At 35.0% G+C, this 17,581-nt stretch carries 12 protein-coding genes; 5 read left to right on the top strand and 7 right to left on the bottom strand.

Annotated features, from left to right (window positions below):
* Positions 1–40: 40 nt before the first annotated feature.
* Together E0F76_RS17120 and dnaA are read right to left on the bottom strand one after the other, a co-directional pair.
* Entirely contained in the window at positions 41–505 is a 465-nt protein-coding gene (locus E0F76_RS17120) for a low molecular weight protein-tyrosine-phosphatase (RefSeq protein WP_132009041.1), read from the bottom strand.
* A gap of 6 nt (positions 506–511) precedes the next feature.
* Positions 512–1,939 carry a chromosomal replication initiator protein DnaA gene (dnaA, locus tag E0F76_RS17125; RefSeq protein WP_132009044.1) on the bottom strand — a complete coding sequence of 476 codons (1,428 nt, stop codon included), beginning with the start codon at positions 1,937–1,939 and terminating at the stop codon, positions 512–514.
* A gap of 174 nt (positions 1,940–2,113) precedes the next feature.
* Here dnaA and E0F76_RS17130 point away from each other — a divergent pair, with 174 nt between their 5' ends.
* A complete protein-coding gene (locus E0F76_RS17130; protein ID WP_132009047.1) occupies positions 2,114–2,518 on the top strand; it encodes an acyl-CoA thioesterase in 405 nt (134 codons plus the stop codon).
* A gap of 54 nt (positions 2,519–2,572) precedes the next feature.
* Here the strand turns inward: E0F76_RS17130 and E0F76_RS17135 are convergent, their stop codons facing one another.
* From E0F76_RS17135 to ribD, 3 genes are all read right to left on the bottom strand, one after another.
* Positions 2,573–3,172 (bottom strand): IMPACT family protein, encoded by a 600-nt coding sequence (locus E0F76_RS17135; protein ID WP_132009050.1) that lies wholly within the window; start codon positions 3,170–3,172, stop codon positions 2,573–2,575.
* A gap of 208 nt (positions 3,173–3,380) precedes the next feature.
* Positions 3,381–3,989, bottom strand: coding sequence for an HAD family hydrolase (locus E0F76_RS17140; RefSeq protein WP_132009074.1), 609 nt, complete (start codon positions 3,987–3,989; stop codon positions 3,381–3,383).
* Positions 3,982–5,025 (bottom strand): bifunctional diaminohydroxyphosphoribosylaminopyrimidine deaminase/5-amino-6-(5-phosphoribosylamino)uracil reductase RibD, encoded by a 1,044-nt coding sequence (gene ribD / locus E0F76_RS17145; RefSeq protein WP_132009071.1) that lies wholly within the window; start codon positions 5,023–5,025, stop codon positions 3,982–3,984. The genes E0F76_RS17140 and ribD overlap by 8 nt, the downstream gene beginning before the upstream one ends.
* A 104-nt stretch (positions 5,026–5,129) precedes the next feature.
* On the opposite strand from ribD, the gene E0F76_RS17150 reads away from it, so the two are divergent.
* From E0F76_RS17150 to E0F76_RS17160, 3 genes are all read left to right on the top strand, one after another.
* Positions 5,130–5,615: a GNAT family N-acetyltransferase gene (locus E0F76_RS17150; RefSeq protein ID WP_132009053.1), complete on the top strand. Its 486-nt coding sequence runs from the start codon at positions 5,130–5,132 to the stop codon at positions 5,613–5,615.
* Positions 5,616–5,705: 90 nt separating this feature from the next.
* On the top strand, positions 5,706–6,575 hold the full coding sequence (prmC, locus tag E0F76_RS17155) for a peptide chain release factor N(5)-glutamine methyltransferase (protein ID WP_132009056.1): 870 nt from the start codon (positions 5,706–5,708) through the stop codon (positions 6,573–6,575).
* 108 nt (positions 6,576–6,683) lie between these two features.
* The gene (locus E0F76_RS17160) at positions 6,684–7,010 is read left to right on the top strand and encodes a four helix bundle protein (protein ID WP_220398945.1); all 327 of its coding nucleotides are present in this window, start codon (positions 6,684–6,686) and stop codon (positions 7,008–7,010) included.
* A gap of 122 nt (positions 7,011–7,132) precedes the next feature.
* On the opposite strand, the gene E0F76_RS17165 is transcribed toward E0F76_RS17160, so the two are convergent.
* Positions 7,133–8,374, bottom strand: a complete 1,242-nt coding sequence (locus E0F76_RS17165; protein ID WP_181954051.1) for an ABC transporter permease — start codon at positions 8,372–8,374, stop codon at positions 7,133–7,135.
* A 172-nt stretch (positions 8,375–8,546) separates the two neighbouring features.
* On the opposite strand from E0F76_RS17165, the gene hisS reads away from it, so the two are divergent.
* Positions 8,547–9,917: a histidine--tRNA ligase gene (gene hisS / locus E0F76_RS17170; protein WP_132009062.1), complete on the top strand. Its 1,371-nt coding sequence runs from the start codon at positions 8,547–8,549 to the stop codon at positions 9,915–9,917.
* A 51-nt stretch (positions 9,918–9,968) separates the two neighbouring features.
* Here the strand turns inward: hisS and E0F76_RS17175 are convergent.
* A partial coding sequence (locus E0F76_RS17175) for a T9SS type A sorting domain-containing protein (RefSeq protein ID WP_132009065.1) occupies positions 9,969–17,581 on the bottom strand: 7,613 nt, incomplete at its 5' end.

A 17,581-nucleotide genomic window follows, 5' to 3' on the forward strand; every position in this document is an offset into this window, starting at 1 on the left:
TTTTATTCATACTTGCTCAAGAAAGGATATCTAAAAAAGATTACTTGTTGTCAATAAGTTTTTTAGCAATACTTTCGCAAGCATCATTTAGCATTTGATATACTGTTTCAAATCCATTTGATAATCCATAATAAGGATCGGGAACATCAACGTTTTCACTGGGAAATAATTCGTTCAAAATAAGATGAACTTTGTTTTTTTGTTCTTCGTTTTTTGAAAGAGATATTACGTCACTATAATTTGAATTATCCATTACATATATATAATCATATGCCTCAAAATCAGTAGATTTGAATTGTTTTCCTTTTTGTTGAGAAATATCTATTTTATATTTTTTTGCAACGGCTATAGAACGCTCGTCTGGCGAACGACCGATATGCCATGAACCTGTACCTGCAGAATCTACAATGAATTTATCTTTTGGAAGTTTGGAAGCTAATATTCCTTCTGCTAATGGTGACCTGCAAATATTGCCTAAACAAACCATTAAAATCTTTACAGACATAAATTTTTAAAGCGTTAGTTTTTTATTGATATCGTCAACAAATTTTTTGAATTGTTTGTCGGTTGCTACTAGATTGTCAACAGTTTTACAGGCGTGTAATACCGTAGCATGATCGCGATCACCTATTTGTGAGCCGATATTTGCTAATGATGCTTTGGTGAATTTTTTCGCAAAAAACATAGCTAATTGACGCGCTTGTACAATGTGTCTTTTTCTAGTTTTGGATTGAAGCGTTTCTAGGTCTAATTGGAAATAATCGGAAACAATTTTTTGAATATAGTCAATTGAAATTTCTCGTTTTACATTTTTAACAAACTTCTCGACAACATTTTTAGCAAGTTCCAACGTCACTTCTTTCTTGTTGAAGGAAGACTGTGCAATTAAGGAAATAATGGCGCCTTCGAGTTCTCTTACATTAGATTTTATGTTTCGAGCAACATATTCTATAATTTCTTCAGGAATTTCTACTCCATCACGATATAAAATGTTTTTTAAGATTGAAATTCTTGTTTCATAATCAGGTTGATGCAATTCAGCAGATAAACCCCATTTGAAACGAGATAATAATCTTTGTTCAATATCTTGCATATCAACAGGAGCCTTGTCCGAAGTCAAGATGACTTGTTTTCCGTTTTGGTGTAAATAATTAAATATATGAAAAAACACATCTTGAGTTCCTGATTTTCCAGAAAGAAATTGAACGTCATCAATTATTAAAACATCAATTAATTGGTAGAAATGGATAAAATCATTTCTATTATTTTTCTTTACCGAGTCAATATATTGTTGGGTGAATATTTCAGCGGATATGTATAAGACTGTTTTTTCGGGATATTTATCTTTGATTTCAACACCAATTGCGTGAGCCAAATGGGTTTTTCCTAAACCAACACCTCCAAAAATTAACAATGGATTAAATGAGGTTCCGCCAGGTTTATTGGCTACAGCCATTCCTGCAGAACGTGCTAATCTATTAGAGTCACCTTCTAGGAAATTATCAAAACTATAATTTGGATTCAGTTGTGATTCGATTTTTAAATTACGAATACCAGGAATAACAAACGGATTTCTTAATTCAGGATTTAGGTTTTTATAAGGCGCATCAACATCTTGAGGTTTCATTGAAACCCGATTTGCGCTTGGTAGTTGTTCTGTAAAAGGTTGTTTATTACCATAAGTATTCTCCATTTTAATTTTATAGAGTAACTTTGCATTTTTCCCAAGTTCTTTTGTAAGAGCAACTTTTAATAATTTGACGTAATGTTCTTCTAGCCACTCGTAGAAAAATTTACTTGGAACTTGAATATACAATGCGTTATCGGTAAGTTCAACTGATTTGATTGGTTCAAACCAAGTTTTATAGGCCTGATCTTGAATATTGTCTTTTATAAAAGACAAGCAGTTTTCCCATACTGATTGAGCAGTTTTGTTCATGTTATTGGTTAAATTATCTTTATTTGGTAATTGTAATTTTGTAAAAAAGGATTGATTTAGAAATGCTTTTTCAGGATAACAAATATGTGAATAAAATTCTCTTAAAAAAAATATTTAGCATAAAAAATTTATAAAAGATTGTTGTATGGGTAGTGTTAATTTTAAAAAAAAGTAATGAAAAATCATCAAATGCAAATTCGTGTTCGCTATTCTGAAACTGACCAAATGAGAGTTGTTTATCATGGAAATTACGCACAATATTTTGAGATCGGTCGGGTTGAATGGCTTAGGGATAAAGGGATTTCTTATAAATGGATGGAGGAAAACGGTGTCATGCTTCCAGTTGTTTCTTTGACAATGAATTATAAGAAACCTGCTCGTTATGATGAGTTGTTGACCCTGAAAACTATTATGAAAAAATTGTCTACTGTAAAGATAGAATTTGACTACGAATTGTATAACGAAAAGGAAGAGTTATTAACAACTGGTAATTCCATATTAGTATTTGTAGATATGAAAACCGGAAAACCAATCGGTCCACCAACATATATTTCTGAGCTTTTGAACAGAATTGAATAAACCAAATTTTTTCAGTTCAAATGTTTAAAAAAAGAGATTTTTTTTGAGATTTCATCAAATGGATTCAATTTCAATTTCAAAAATAGCATTAAAAATGTCGAATACAATTTCGGCATTTTTTTTTCGAGTTACAATTTCTATTTCACAACTCATTTCCATTTTTTGACTTATAATGGCTAGATTTTTTTCTTTAATTACTCGCATTACTTTGTTTATGTTTTTATAATCGAATAAAACACGATAATGAACGTTAATTGTTTTTTCTATTATTTCACAACTCTCTAATGTCATGAAAGCTGCAGTTCTATATGCAGCTATTAATCCGCCTACGCCAAGTTTTACGCCTCCATAAAAACGAACGACTACGATTAGTACGTTTGTTAGCGAAAAAGACTGCATTTGTCCATAAATAGGCATTCCAGCCGTATTGCTAGGTTCTCCATCATCGTTTGCTCTATATGTTACATTATCAGTTCCAATTTGGTAGGAATAACAGTAATGTACTGCATTGGGATGTTTTTTATGTAGACTTTCAATTATTGGTTTTACTTCCTCTTCGGAATCTAGTGGATATGCGTAGCCAAAAAACTTACTGTTTTTTTCTTTGAAAAGAATCTCGGGTGAAGGAAAGAGGATCGTTTTATAAGTGTCCATTTTTCAATTTCAATGACAATGACAATGACAATTTCAATGACAATATCAATATCAATTTTTAAATTATAATGAGAATAAGTTAATTATCAATTTCAATTTTACAATTTAATTACAAGTACATACTATTTCAATTCCTAAGCTCTATTTTTTATTTTTTTTATATTGCTATTACAATTGATTTTTACCATTGCCATTGAAATTACCATTTTCATTGCGATATTATTTTTTTGTCAAATAAATCTGTTACATCTTCCTCTCCTACTTGTAAATTCCAAATATTAAAACCAAGAGAAAAGGCCGCATCGGTATTTTCCTTTTTATCATCAACAAATAAAGTGTGTTTTGCAATCAAGCCGTGTTGTGCTACTAAGTAGTTGTATATTTCAGTGTCGGGTTTTCTCATACCAATTTCGAAGGAGAAATATACTTTTTCAAAGCATTGGTAAAAATCACTGTAAAAAGAAACTCCGTTAGCTTGTTCGAAAGTTTCGATATGAATTGCATCGGTGTTACTTAATAAAAACAATCGGTATTTAAGTGATAGTTTTTGTAGAAATTCCAGTCTTTTTAAAGGAAAATCTAATAAAACTGCGTTCCAAGCATTTTCAATTTCATTCAATGAAGCATTTGGCAGGTGTTTTTGTATTCCATTCAAGAAGTTTTCACGAGAGATTTCTCCTTTTTCAAAGGAGAAATTCAAATGGTTTAGATCTTCGTTCCATTCTGACAATCCTAACTTTTTAAGACCATCTATAGTAGCTCGTTTATCCAAATTAATAAAAATATCGCCAAAGTCAAAAATGATAGTGTCAATCATAGTTTCTTGAAATTCGTAGTTCATCTTCATTATAAGTATGTTTTTCTGTATTCATTATAGGAAAAAAAGGAGCTTTAATTCCCTTTCCAATGCTTGTTTTGCCAGTAAATATTCTAGATTCATCCCATAGGTTTTCGTCAATAAAACTTTGCAAAGTTTGCCTTCCACCTTCTATAATTACCGATTGAATCTGGTGTTTATACAATAGGTCTACTATTTGTTTACTGATATTTTGTTTAAAATCAATTATCTCAAAGATAGTGTTTTCTTTGTTAATTGCATTTGAAGAATTTGTTAAAACAATTGTTCTAACATGCTTGTCATAGATATGATGACCTTCTGGAATACGATGATGTTGGTCTAAAACGATTCGAACAGGATTTTTTCCAGACCAGTCTCGAACATCTAATTTGGGATTGTCATCAATTGCTGTTTGTGTTCCAACTAAAATGGCTTGTTCTTCACTTCGCCATTTATGAACTAATTGACGTGAAAATTCATTAGTAATCCAAACAGGTTTTTGTTCCAATTTTGAAATTGGAGCTATAAAACCATCCAAGCTTTCGGCCCATTTTAGAATGATATAAGGTCTTTTTTTATTGTGGAAAGTAAAAAACCTCTTGTTTAATTCTTGGCATTCAATTTCTAGTACACCAACTGTAACTTTTTTGCCAGAATCGATTAGTTTTTTAATGCCGTTTCCAGCCACTTTTATATTAGGATCTACAGTTCCAATAACTATACTTGGAATTTCGTTTTCGATAATTAAATCACAACAGGGTGGCGTTTTTCCAAAATGACTGCAAGGCTCTAGACTAACATAGATGGTTGCTTTTTTAAGTAATGATTTATTCTTTACTGAATTCACTGCATTAACTTCGGCATGTGGCTCTCCTGATTTAAGATGCCAACCTTCGCCAATTATTTTTCCTTCACATACTATTACGCTTCCAACCATAGGATTGGGATAGGTAGTCCCCAAACCATTTTTTGCCAATTCGATACATCGGCGCATGTATTTCTCATCTGTATCCATAGTATACAAAAGTACTGATTTTTGTGATTGGGATTTAGTTTTGAATCTATAGAAATAAACGCCGAACAATTTCTATTTTTGTAAAAAAATTAGCATTTGTATCAATGGAAAATTGGGTCATTAGAAAAATTGAGGAAAAAGACAGTCAGGATGTTGCACAAGTAATAAGAGCTGTCTTTGATGAATTGAATATTCCAAAAATTGGAACTGCTTATGCTGATCCCTATTTGGATTTCATGTTTGAGGAATATTCTAAACCGAAATCTGTGTATTTTGTTGTTGAAAGTAAGGGGAAAATAATTGGAGGAGCTGGAATTGCTCCGCTTGAAAATGAAGCTGACTCCATTTGCGAATTGCAAAAAATGTATTTTTTACCAGAAGCACGCGGTTTGGGAATTGGAAGTCAAATGATGGCAATTTGTTTAAAAAGTGCTAGCGATTTTGGATTTGAAAAATGTTATCTTGAAACGATGCCTTTTATGCACGATGCCCAGAAATTGTACAAAAAAGTGGGTTTCGAATCTATTTGTTCACCAATGGGAAGCACTGGTCACGTTTCATGCCCAGTATGGATGTTGAAAGAATTATAATTAGTAAGGATTTGAGGTTTGTCAGGAATGACATAACAAACTTGTTTTTAAAATTTACGAAAGAATTATGAATTTATTCCTATTGAATTAATGAAAATCAAAAATTATAGAACCCAATTTATTCATGAACTCACGCCTATTTTCGATTTTGACGAAGCAGAAAGTTTCTTCTATTTGATTTTAGCAGAGAAACATCAATTAAAAAGGGTCGATTTAGCATTGAATCCTGATTTGATTTTTTCAAATGAAGAAATTCAAGTTTGGATTGCTATCTTAGAACAACTCAAAAAAGAAATTCCAGTTCAATATTTACTGGGAAAAACTAGTTTTTATGGTTTGGATTTTGAAGTCAATTCTAATGTTTTGATTCCAAGACCGGAAACGGAAGAATTGGTGGAGTGGATTGTAGAAAGTCAAAAGTCGAAAGTCAAAAGTCAAAAAGTAAAAATTTTGGATATCGGAACAGGAAGTGGTTGTATTGCTATTTCTTTGGCAAAAAATATTCCAAATGCCCAAGTTTTTGCAATTGATGTTTCGGAAAAAGCTTTGGCAACAGCCCAAAAAAACGCAATTAATAATGAGGTAGATGTCACTTTTCTATTAAAAAATATTCTTGAAACCGAAGATTTAGAACAGCAATTTGATATTATTGTTTCGAATCCGCCATATGTTCGAGAATTGGAAAAACAGGAAATCAAGAAAAATGTTTTGGACTATGAACCTCATTTGGCTCTTTTTGTTGAAGATCATGATGCCCTTATTTTTTATAGAAAAATTGCTGAATTAGCTCAGAAAAACTTATCTCCTGACGGACAATTGTATTTCGAAATCAATCAATATTTGGGAAAAGAAACGATTGGTTTATTGGAAAAAATTAATTTCAAAAACATTGAATTGCGAAAAGATATTTACGGAAATGACAGAATGGTTCGAAGTGAGAAATACGAAGTAAAGAAATAGAATGGTTCGAGGTACAAGGTTGGCAATTTTAAATACAGAAAGTTGAATTTATAATTTTATAAATAAAAAGTAATGATAGAATTGAAATCTTGAACTAAAAAGTTTACTATTGATTGTGCTATTTTATGTTCAAAGTTGCCAAACAATAGAGAATACAATGCATATGTAAATCAACTTATTAGAAGTTCAAGTTCAGTTGGAGCAAATTATCAGACATCTCAGAGAGCAAAATTATCAGCAGATTTTATAAATAATTTAAAAATTGTTGAAGAAGAAGCAGATGAAAGTAATTTTTTTCTTGAAATTCTGATTGAAATTAATAAGAATTCAGAAATTAAAAATGAATTGCAAAACCTTCTTAAAGAAGGAAATGAAGTTTTATCAATAATAGTAGCTTCAATAAAAAAAGCAAGAAATAACCAAATAAAAAAGTAGTTTATACTTTTAAATTCTTATGTTATATCATAATTACGTGACTTTTTATGTTGTAAAATAGCAATACCTAACTTTGTAAGTAACACACTTCGTACTTCGTTTTTCCCACTTCGTATCTTTATTTACTCATATCGCAACGCTTCAATTGGATCCAATTTTGAAGCTTTTATAGCAGGGTACAATCCAGAAATTATGGCAACCGTAAAACTCGTTAGAAAAGCTGCCATTATTGCTCCCCAAGGAATTACAAAGTCGAATTTCATTGCAGTTGCTATTGCAAATCCAATCGAAATTCCGAAAATTATGCCTACTATTCCACCCAATTGGCCAATTAAAAGTGTTTCGATGAAAAACTGAAAAGCAACAGTGCTTTTTTTGGCGCCTAATGCTTTTCGGACACCAATTTCACGCGTGCGCTCTGTTACGGAAACAATCATAATGTTCATCAAAGCAATTGACGAACCCAGAACTGTAATTATTCCAATAATCCATGAGGCAACACCAAGGTATTTAGTAATTCCAAGGATTTTATTGATAAGATCATCGCTTCGAACAATGGCAAAATTATTGTCCTGCACTGGGCTTAATTTTCGAACTCTTCGCATCGTATTAGTTGCGTCGTCAATGGCTTGATCCATCATTTCATTTTGCGCAATCATAATGCTCATGGTGTAATTTATCTTTGGAGCTGTAAATAAGGATCGTGCTAGTTGAATTGGGATTAAAACCCTTAAATCTTGGTTGTTACCAAAAGTAGATCCTTTTTCTTTTAACACTCCAATAACTTTGAATTTAGCTCCACGAATTGAAATTACTTTATCGATTGGGTTGACGTCTTTTAGTAGACCTTTTTGAAAATCAGAACCAACGATACAAGTATAAGAATTGTTTTGAATATCGAAACCAGAAAAATTTCTTCCCAAACTAGTTTCCAATCCAGAATTTGTTAAAAAATGTTCATCTACTCCCAATACGCTGTTTTCGGGATCCGTTTTAGTGTTTTCGAATTTGATTTCGGCTGTAGAAGTGGCATTAAATGAGATAGAAGTTTCGCAAAAAGGATATTTAAATTTGTTTTTAAACGCTACAGCTTCTGGATAAGAAATAATAGGATTAATAATTTCTCTTTCTTCACCTCCATGACGTTTAACGGTGTTTTCGTATTGATTAATGTTGAAAGTATTAGCTCCCATAGAAGCAAAATCAGAAGAAATAGTGTTTTCCAAAGCGGAAACAACAGTCAAAATTCCAACCAATGCTGTTATCCCAATTGCGATAATCAACATTGTAAGTATGGTTCGCAACAATTGGGTTTTGATAGAACCTAATGCAATTCGGACGTTTTCTCTAAATAATTTAAACATAATACTTATTTGACACGAATTTACAATTTTTGTTACAAGTTTGTTTTAGAAGGGTTGATTTTTATTTTAAAATCAAGATATTTGCAGCGAGAATTTAAGATTTGAGATTTAAGATTTGGGATTTCCCACAATTAAATCCTAATTCTTATATCGAAAATCCAAATTAAAAAAAATGGCTCAGAAACCAAGCATTCCGAAAGGAACTAGAGATTTTTCACCAGCTGAGGTGGCAAAACGACACTATATTATAGCTGTTATCAAAAGTAATTTTGAGAAGTTCGGATTTCAACCAATAGAAACTCCTTCTTTTGAAAATTCTGAAACTTTGATGGGTAAATACGGAGAAGAAGGGGATCGATTGATTTTCAAGATTTTAAATTCGGGAGATTATTTGGCGAAAGCCGATCCTATAGTACTACAAAATAAAGAAAGTAACAAACTGACTTCAAGCATATCTGAAAAAGCCTTGCGTTATGACTTAACCGTGCCTTTTGCTAGATACGTGGTTCAGCATCAAAATGAAATTGAGTTTCCTTTTAAGCGGTACCAAATACAGCCGGTTTGGCGCGCTGATCGACCTCAAAAAGGACGTTTCAGGGAGTTTTTTCAGTGTGATGCGGATGTTGTGGGTTCAAAATCATTATGGCAAGAAGTGGAATTGGTACAATTGTACGATTCCGTTTTTACCCAATTAGGATTGGAAGGTGTAACCATTAAAATCAATAACCGAAAAATTCTTTCTGGAATTGCTGAGGTGATTGGTGCCAAAGATAAATTAATTGACTTCACAGTTGCATTGGACAAGCTCGATAAAATAGGCGAGGATGGTGTGAAAAAAGAAATGGTTGAAAAAGGAATCTCGGAATCGGCAATTGAAAAAGTACAGCCTTTATTCAATTTTAAGGGAACTATTTCAGAGAAAATTGACCAACTTTCATTATTATTAGCCGCTTCCGAAGAAGGAATGAAAGGAGTTGAGGAATTGCGATTTATTTGTGAAAATGTTTCGAATCTTGGTTTAAATACTGCCATTTTAGATTTAGATGTAACCTTGGCTCGTGGTTTAAATTACTATACAGGAGCTATTTTTGAGGTTGCTCCGCCAAAATCCGTCTCAATGGGTTCTATCGGTGGTGGTGGTAGATATGATGATTTGACAGGTATTTTTGGTTTAAAAGATATGAGCGGTGTTGGAATTTCCTTTGGCTTGGATCGAATATATTTGGTTATCGAGGAATTAAATTTATTTCCAGAAACTGTAACTTCTACCTCAAAGGCTTTGTTTATCAATTATGGAGAAAAGGAAGCTTTGTATTCTATGAAAGCCATTACAAAACTGCGTAGTTTTGATATAAAAGTAGAATTGTATCCCGATAATGTTAAGGTGGCAAAACAATTTCAACATGCTGATAAGAGGGCAATTAATTATGCAGTAATTGTTGGAGAAACAGAAATGAAAGAAGAAAAATTTTCTTTAAAAAACTTAATATCTGGCGAACAGTTTTTGGTTGATTTTGAAGGTTTGAAAACGGCTTTACTCTAATTTTATTTGATATAGTAATAAAATGCCTCAATTAATTTGAGGCATTTTTTGTTAATTTACGATTATTTTCTTGCTGCTTTCACCATTCGAATCTTTAACTTTTACAATATAAATTCCAGAAGGCAAGTTTTTAATTGGAATCTGAATATTGGTTTGTTCTCTATCTCTTACATCCCAATTGGTTAATTTTTGACCAATCATGTTAAAAAGTGTTACTGAATAAACAGTTGCATTTTTTATATTATTTTTAATTATCAAAGTTTTGTAATTATTCGAATAAAATACAATGATTCCATTATTTATTTCATTTTCAAATACCTCAAGAGATTGGGTTTGATTTTCAAACCTTAATGAGAATCTTTTATTGTATTCTCCTATTGCAAGTATAGTTTTAAAATCACTATTTCTTAGGTCATGGTAAATTCCTGTTTGAGCATCAAATAAATATATGTTTGTATTTAATGTGATGTTTTCAAGTTCATCAATTTTTAGGGTTACTTCACCTTCATTTGCAACTACAATACCTATGGGAATCACTTGGTTTTTATTAAAATTCGGCACAGCTTGAATTACAAATTGGCTATTACTTATATCCCAGAAAATATCATTGTCATTGGTGTCAAACATTGGTGCATCATACCCAATGTCCAATTGATTTGTAGAATTGGAGTCTGCAGTAATTAAAAGTTGTCGATGTGCACCTATTGAAGAGTCAAAGCCTAATCTAATTTTAAGTCGGTTGTCACTATTTGTTTTAGTTGTTCCTCTTTTTTTCATAAAGATGGAGCTTCCACTATTTTCTCTAACAAAGGCTCTTTGTGAGTTTTTGAAAACTATTGGCCCTCCTATAACAGTTGTAGTCACTTCTCCTAAAGAGGGTTTTAAATAACCATCTATGAAAAATCCTTGCCCTACTGGGATGAATTGTTGTGGTTTATTTGATCCTTTTGCTCCATCATTTGCATTTAGCGGACTGTCATTGATAGCGACTACACCTCCGGCTAAACTATAGGTGGCATATCCTCCTTTATATTCAGCTAGATAATGGTTGTTTGAAAGGCCGAAATGATCCCAGAAATAGAGTGCTCCACTAAATCTGTTTTCAGTATTTCTTCCCACTTTGCTATTTATTGTTTCTTTAATATTATCTTTTATAAATTCATCGGCATCGAGAGCAGATGGATAAGGATTTCCTACTAAATAACTGTTGTTAGGAATCATTGTTAATGTTATTGTACCAGAATTTGGTTTTCCTATAAATGTATAATTTTGTGTTGATGAAATAGGAGCAGAGCCATCAGTCCCTTTCATTGTGTATCCTTCACCAACTTTTAATGCGCCAGAACTTGTAATGGGATACCATTTATAATAATTACCCCAATCATCACCTTCTATAATTTGGGAGTTGTAAGACCATATCCAACGGTCCGTTATTTTAATGGCGCCTACGTTAGACAAATCAGCAAAATCAAAGGTTGAACCAAAGTTTATCAATGGAGGACTAAACGGATTTGTTGTTACATCAGTTCCATCTCTTAAAACAGACCGAATAGTATAAGGCAAATTTGAACCAGGACCTACAGGAGATGACCAATAATTGTAATTGAAACTGTTTTTTTTGCCTTGTTGGTCTATCAATAAATTTCCGGTTCCAGTTGCGGGATTTATTGCAGTTCCAACTTGAACAAGTTGTGCTTCTCCAGTTAATCGAATATCACCACTAGTGAGAGTTACCATGTTTGAAACGGTTAAATCAAAATTAGTAACGAGACTTATTCCTTTGGCACCATTTGAATTGTTTGTGGTTAAATTATAAAAAGTTTCATTGGTTTTTATACCAACATTTATATTTTGAATTTGATTTGCAGCAGAGCCATTAAAAGTTACAGTTCCAGTTCCTGGAATAAATGTGCCACTGTTTCTCCAGTCACGACTTATTTGTAACTCGGAATTATTGTTAGAAACCATAGTAACCGAAGCCCCCGGGTTAACAATTAAATCTCGAGCACTTGCAATGCCACTATATAGTGCTGCAAATGTAGAAGATCGATCGATTACAGGCATTCTTTTTGGGTTTCCGTTATTATTTGGTAAACTTGGAATTTGTGCATCAATGGTAAGCGAAGGTAATCCTTGCTCCCAGTTTCTACAGTCAAACCAGTCAGTACTGATTAATCCAGTCCAAACTCCTGGTGTTCCAGTAAGAACAGTTATAGAGGCAGATCCTGTAAGAGCAGCAGGTAATGCAGCATTACAATTGGCATCTCTTAAATTGGTTAGCGTATAAACTCTATTTGATGTTATTCCGCTTACACTAAAGTTATAAGGATTTGTGCTGGTAGTTACCGTTGTTGATCCAGTTACGGTATTGCTGTATGTTATAACCCAAGGTGCTTTACCTGTTAAGGTAATTGAAAGGGAAGCTGAACCTCCGTGACAGATAAGTTGGTCTATCCCAATATTTGCAGTAGGTCTTTTGTTTACGGTTACTGTAACATAAGTAGTTCCTTCAGGACCATAACTTGTACATCCATTAAGGTAAGAAGTAACCGCATACGTTGTTGAAATTGCTGGAGATACTACAACATTTGTAGTATTTGAAATGCTTATTATGGAGTGTGTATTAAGATCTTCCCAAACTGATGTTATGTTAGGGATGGGGGCTTGAGGAATTTTTATATTATCAACTACCCAAGCATCACCGGCAATTCCAGATGCTTTATCTAATAATCCGTTATAATTAAATCTAATTCTCAAGTTAGTATAACCTAAATAGGGATTTAAATCAAGGCTCATTGCAGAGTTATATTGATTGTAAGGTCCTTTATTTCCACTATAGTTTGCTAAAGTTACAGGGTAAGTTACACCACCGTCTAGTGATAGTTCTACTTTTCCCCATGCACCTGTACTAAGTTTATAGGCATAGTCGAATGTTAAAAAAGCTGATGTTAAACCTAGTAAATCAAAAATAGGTGTTTGCATTGTAGAATTTCTATTTCCCCTTACAATTGCAAATTTATCACCAGAGGTTGTGTTATATTCATCACCAGCATTTCCGTTGGTTTCTTTCCAAGTGTTTGAGTTTTCATTATCTCCACTAGCACTGAAAACACCATTTCCATCTACTAACCACCCAGGAGGATTAGCATTATTAAAGAGCCCTCCGTCTAGTAAGTTTTGACTCGAAGAGAAACTAGCACCTGAAAATAAAGTAGATGAATCGCCTTCACATATAGTTGAAGGAGTGGCACTAACAGGATTTGGTTTGATGTTTGGAATTATAAATACTATTGTTGTAGCAGAGTTTACGATACTACAATTTGCATTTTGAACAACTGCTCTAAAAATTGTATTGTTTGCAATGGGGGCATAGGTATAGGATGTGTTTCCAGCATTGAATAAATTGGTCCAAGTTGATCCCGCATTTATACTCGATTCCCATCTAAGTACAGCTCCCGTTTGCCCACTAAGTACTAAAATTCCAGAAGAATTATGACAATCTGTATAGGTGTTTGTAGGAGTTGATAATGGGATGAAATTTCCATTTGAATCTTTAGTTTGTGTTAAATTTACTGCACCACCTACAGAAGTGGCATCTACAGTTACAGAATAAGATGCTGTTGCTGTTATAGCAGGAGTACAGCCAATTGTACTAGTCACTGTCATTGTCAGAGTCACTGTTTTGGAAGCATCCGCTGCCGCGGCAGTATAAGTTGGTGTCAAAGTTGTATTACCTGCTGTGATAGAACCTGCTCCGTTATGTGTCCATAAAATAGTTCCGTTTGTTGATGATGCACCACTCACTGTTGCAGTTCCATTGGAACATATAGTTTGAGATCCTCCAGCAGCGGCAGTTGGCAAAGGATTTACAATTATTGAATAAGTAGCTGTCGCTTTTATAATAGGAGTACAGCCAATTGTACTGGTCACCGTCATTGTCAGAATAACGGTTTTGCCAGCATCTCCTGCAGCAGCAGTATAAGTTGGTGTCAAAGTGGTACTACCCGTAGAAATAGAACCCGCTCCGTTATGTGTCCATAAAATTGTACCGTTTGTTGAAGATGCGCCACTCACTGTTGCAGTTCCGTTGGAACATATAGTTTGAGATCCTCCAGCAGTGGCAGTGGGCAAAGAATTCACAATTATTGAATAAGTAGCTGTAGCTTTTAAAGCAGGTGTACAGCCAATTGAACTGGTCACCGTCATGGTCAAAGTAACGGTTTTGCTAGCATCCCCTGCAGCAGCAGCGTAAGTTGGAGTCAAAGTGGTACTACCCGCAGTGATAGAACCTACTCCGTTATGTGTCCATAAAATCGTTCCGTTTGTTGAAGATGCACCACTCACTGTTGCAGAGCTGTTGGAACAAATAGTTTGCGATCCTCCAGCAGTGGCAGTAGGCAAAGGATTCACGATAACCGAATAAGTGGCAATTGCAGTTATAGCAGGAGTACAACCATTTGTACTGGTCACCGTCATTGTCAGAGTCACGGTTTTGCCAGCATCACCCGCAGCAGCAGCGTAAGTTGGTGTCAAAGTAGTACTACCCGCAGTGATAGAACCTGCTCCGTTATGTGTCCATAAAATTGTACCGTTTGTTGAAGATGCACCACTCACTGTTGCAGTTCCGTTGGAGCATATAGTTTGAGTTCCTCCAGCAGCGGCAGTTGGCAAAGGATTCACAATTACAGAATAAGTGGCGGTTGCAGTTATAGCAGGAGTACAGCCAATTGTACTGGTCACCGTCATGGTCAGAGTAACGGTTTTGCTAGCATCTCCTGCAGCGGCAGTATAAGTTGGTGTCAAAGTGTTACTACCTGCAGTAATGGAACCCGCACCGTTATGTGTCCATAAAATTGTACCGTTTGTTGAAGTTGCACCACTCACGGTTGCAGTTCCGTTGGAACAAATAGTTTGAGATCCTCCAGCAGCGGCAGTTGGCAAAGGATTTACAATTACAGAATAAGTGGCGGTTGCTGTTATAGCAGGAGTACAGCCAATTGTACTGGTCACCGTCATTGTCAGAATAACGGTTTTGCCAGCATCCCCTGCAGCAGCAGTATAAGTTGGTGTCAAAGTGGTACTACCCACAGTAATAGAACCCGATCCGTTATGTGTCCATAAAATCGTTCCGTTTGTTGAAGATGCACCACTCACTGTTGCAGTTCCGTTGGAACAAATAGTTTGAGTACCTCCAGCAGTAGCAGTAGGCAAAGGATTAACAATTATTGAATAAGTAGCTGTTGCTGTTATAGCTGGAATACAACCAATTGTGCTGGTAACTGTCATTGTCAGAGTCACTGTTTTGGCAGCATCTCCTGCAGCGGCAGTATAAGTTGGTGTCAAAGTGGTACTACCCGCAGTAATTGAACCTGCTCCGTTATGTGTCCATAAAATTGTTCCGTTTGTTGAAGTTGCACCATTCACGGTTGCAGTTCCATTGGAACAAATAGTTTGAGATCCTCCAGCAGTGGCAGTTGGCAAAGGATTCACCATTACTGAATAAGTTGCGGTAGCTGTTATAGCAGGAGTACAGCTAATTGTACTGGTCACCGTCATTGTCAGAATAACGGTTTTGCCAGCGTCCCCTGCAGCAGCAGTATAAGTTGGTGTCAAAGTGGTACTACCCGCAGTAATTGAACCCGCTCCGTTATGTGTCCATAAAATCGATCCGTTTGTTGAAGTTGCGCCACTCACTGTTGCAGTTCCGTTGGAACAAATAGTTTGAGTACCTCCAGCAGTGGCAGTTGGCAAAGGATTCACCATTACAGAATAAGTGGCGGTTGCTGTTATAGCAGGAGTACATCCAATTGTACTGGTCACCGTCATGGTCAAAGTAACGGTTTTGCTAGCATCTCCTGCAGCAGAAATATAAGTTGGTGTCAAAGTGCTACTGCCAGAAGTAATTGACCCCGCTCCGTTATGTGTCCATAAAATCGTTCCGTTTGTTGAAGTTGCACCACTTACGGTTGCAGTTCCGTTGGAACAAATAGTTTGAGATCCTCCAGCAGTTGCTGTCGGTAAAGCATTCACTATTATTGAATAAGTTGCAGTTGCAATTTGTGATGAACAGGCATTGTTACTGGTCACCGTCATTGTTAGAGTAACGGTTTTGCCAGCATCCCCTGTAGTAGCTGTATAAGTCGGTGTCGAAATTGTACTACCCGCAGTGATAGAACCCGCTCCGTTATGTGACCATAATATCGATCCGAAAGTTGCATTTGCACCATTTACGGTTGCAGTTCCGTTGGAACAAATAGTTTGAGTACCTCCAGCCGTAGCTGTTGGTAACGGATTTACTGTTAACACAGCAGCTGTCGATGTCACTAAAGAACAAGTATATCCAACAGGTCCGGAAATTACAACATCATAATTCCCTCCATCTCCAGATGATATAGTATTTAAAGATAATGTAGCATTGTTTTGTCCACTAATATTAATTCCGTTTTTTCTCCATTGATAAGACAATGGATCACCATTAGCATCTGCTGCTACAGTGAAAGAAACATTTGATCCTACACATAAGGATTGAGAAACAGGTTGCGTAGTGACTACTATAGATTGGTCAACGTTCAATGTCACTTCATTAGATTTTACGAAAGTACAAGGACTAGACCCACTTATAACGACATAATAAATTCCATCATCGGGTAAATAAGCTTGACTAAAATTTAAAATATTTGTTTGAGCACCAGTGATAAAGGCATTATTTGTTACAGTAGTAATGGGAGAAGTTCCTTTATATTTAAACCATTGATAACTTAAACCATCACCACTAGCTACAACTCCTAATTGTGCAGGACTACTTGCACATATTCCAACGTTTGATGGTTGTGTTCCAATAACTACTTTTTTATTTACGGTTAAAACAGCATTTGATGATGTTACCGGAGGACATGGGTTAGTGCCACTTATAATGACATTATAACTTCCGGCATCAGCAATTGCTATATTTGTCAGAGTTAAAATACTGGTATTCGCTCCAGAGATATTTCCTCCATCAGAAAGATTGGTAGTTCCTTTTCTCCATTGATAAGTTAAACCTGTACCTGTTGCTGTTACACTTAGACTGGCATTGGTATCTGAACAAATTGATTGGGTTGCGGCTGGTTGTGAGGTAATCACTACAGCATCAATGATTACCAATGCTGCATTGTTTGAAGTTACTGCTGTACAAGGTGCTGTTCCAGTTATAACAACATTATAATCCGAAGCTGCATCTGCTGAAACAACTGGATTGATAGTTAAAGTAGTAGTGTTTGCACCTGAAATATTTCCTGTATTGGTTAAAACTGTTGTTCCTTTTCTCCATTGATAGGTTAAACCTGTTCCCGTTGCAGTTGTGCTAAAGCTTACGGAGTTTCCAGCACAAAGAGTTTGTGTTGATATAGGCTGAGTACTGATTGCTACGGCTTGGTTTACTAATAATGTAGCAGCATTTGATGTTACAGATGAACAAGGACTTGCGCCACTAACTATGACATTATAACTTCCAGCATCGGAAGTGGCTACATTAGATAAATTTAATGTGGCTGTGGTTGCTCCTGTGATATTTCCTGTATTGCTAAGATTGGTAGTTCCTTTTCTCCATTGATACGTTAAACCAGTTCCTGTAGCTATTATACTAAAACTAGCATTGGTACCTGAACAAATCGTTTGGGTTGCGG

It is taken from the genome of Flavobacterium cellulosilyticum, assembly GCF_004349355.1.
GTDB lineage: Bacteria > Bacteroidota > Bacteroidia > Flavobacteriales > Flavobacteriaceae > Flavobacterium > Flavobacterium cellulosilyticum.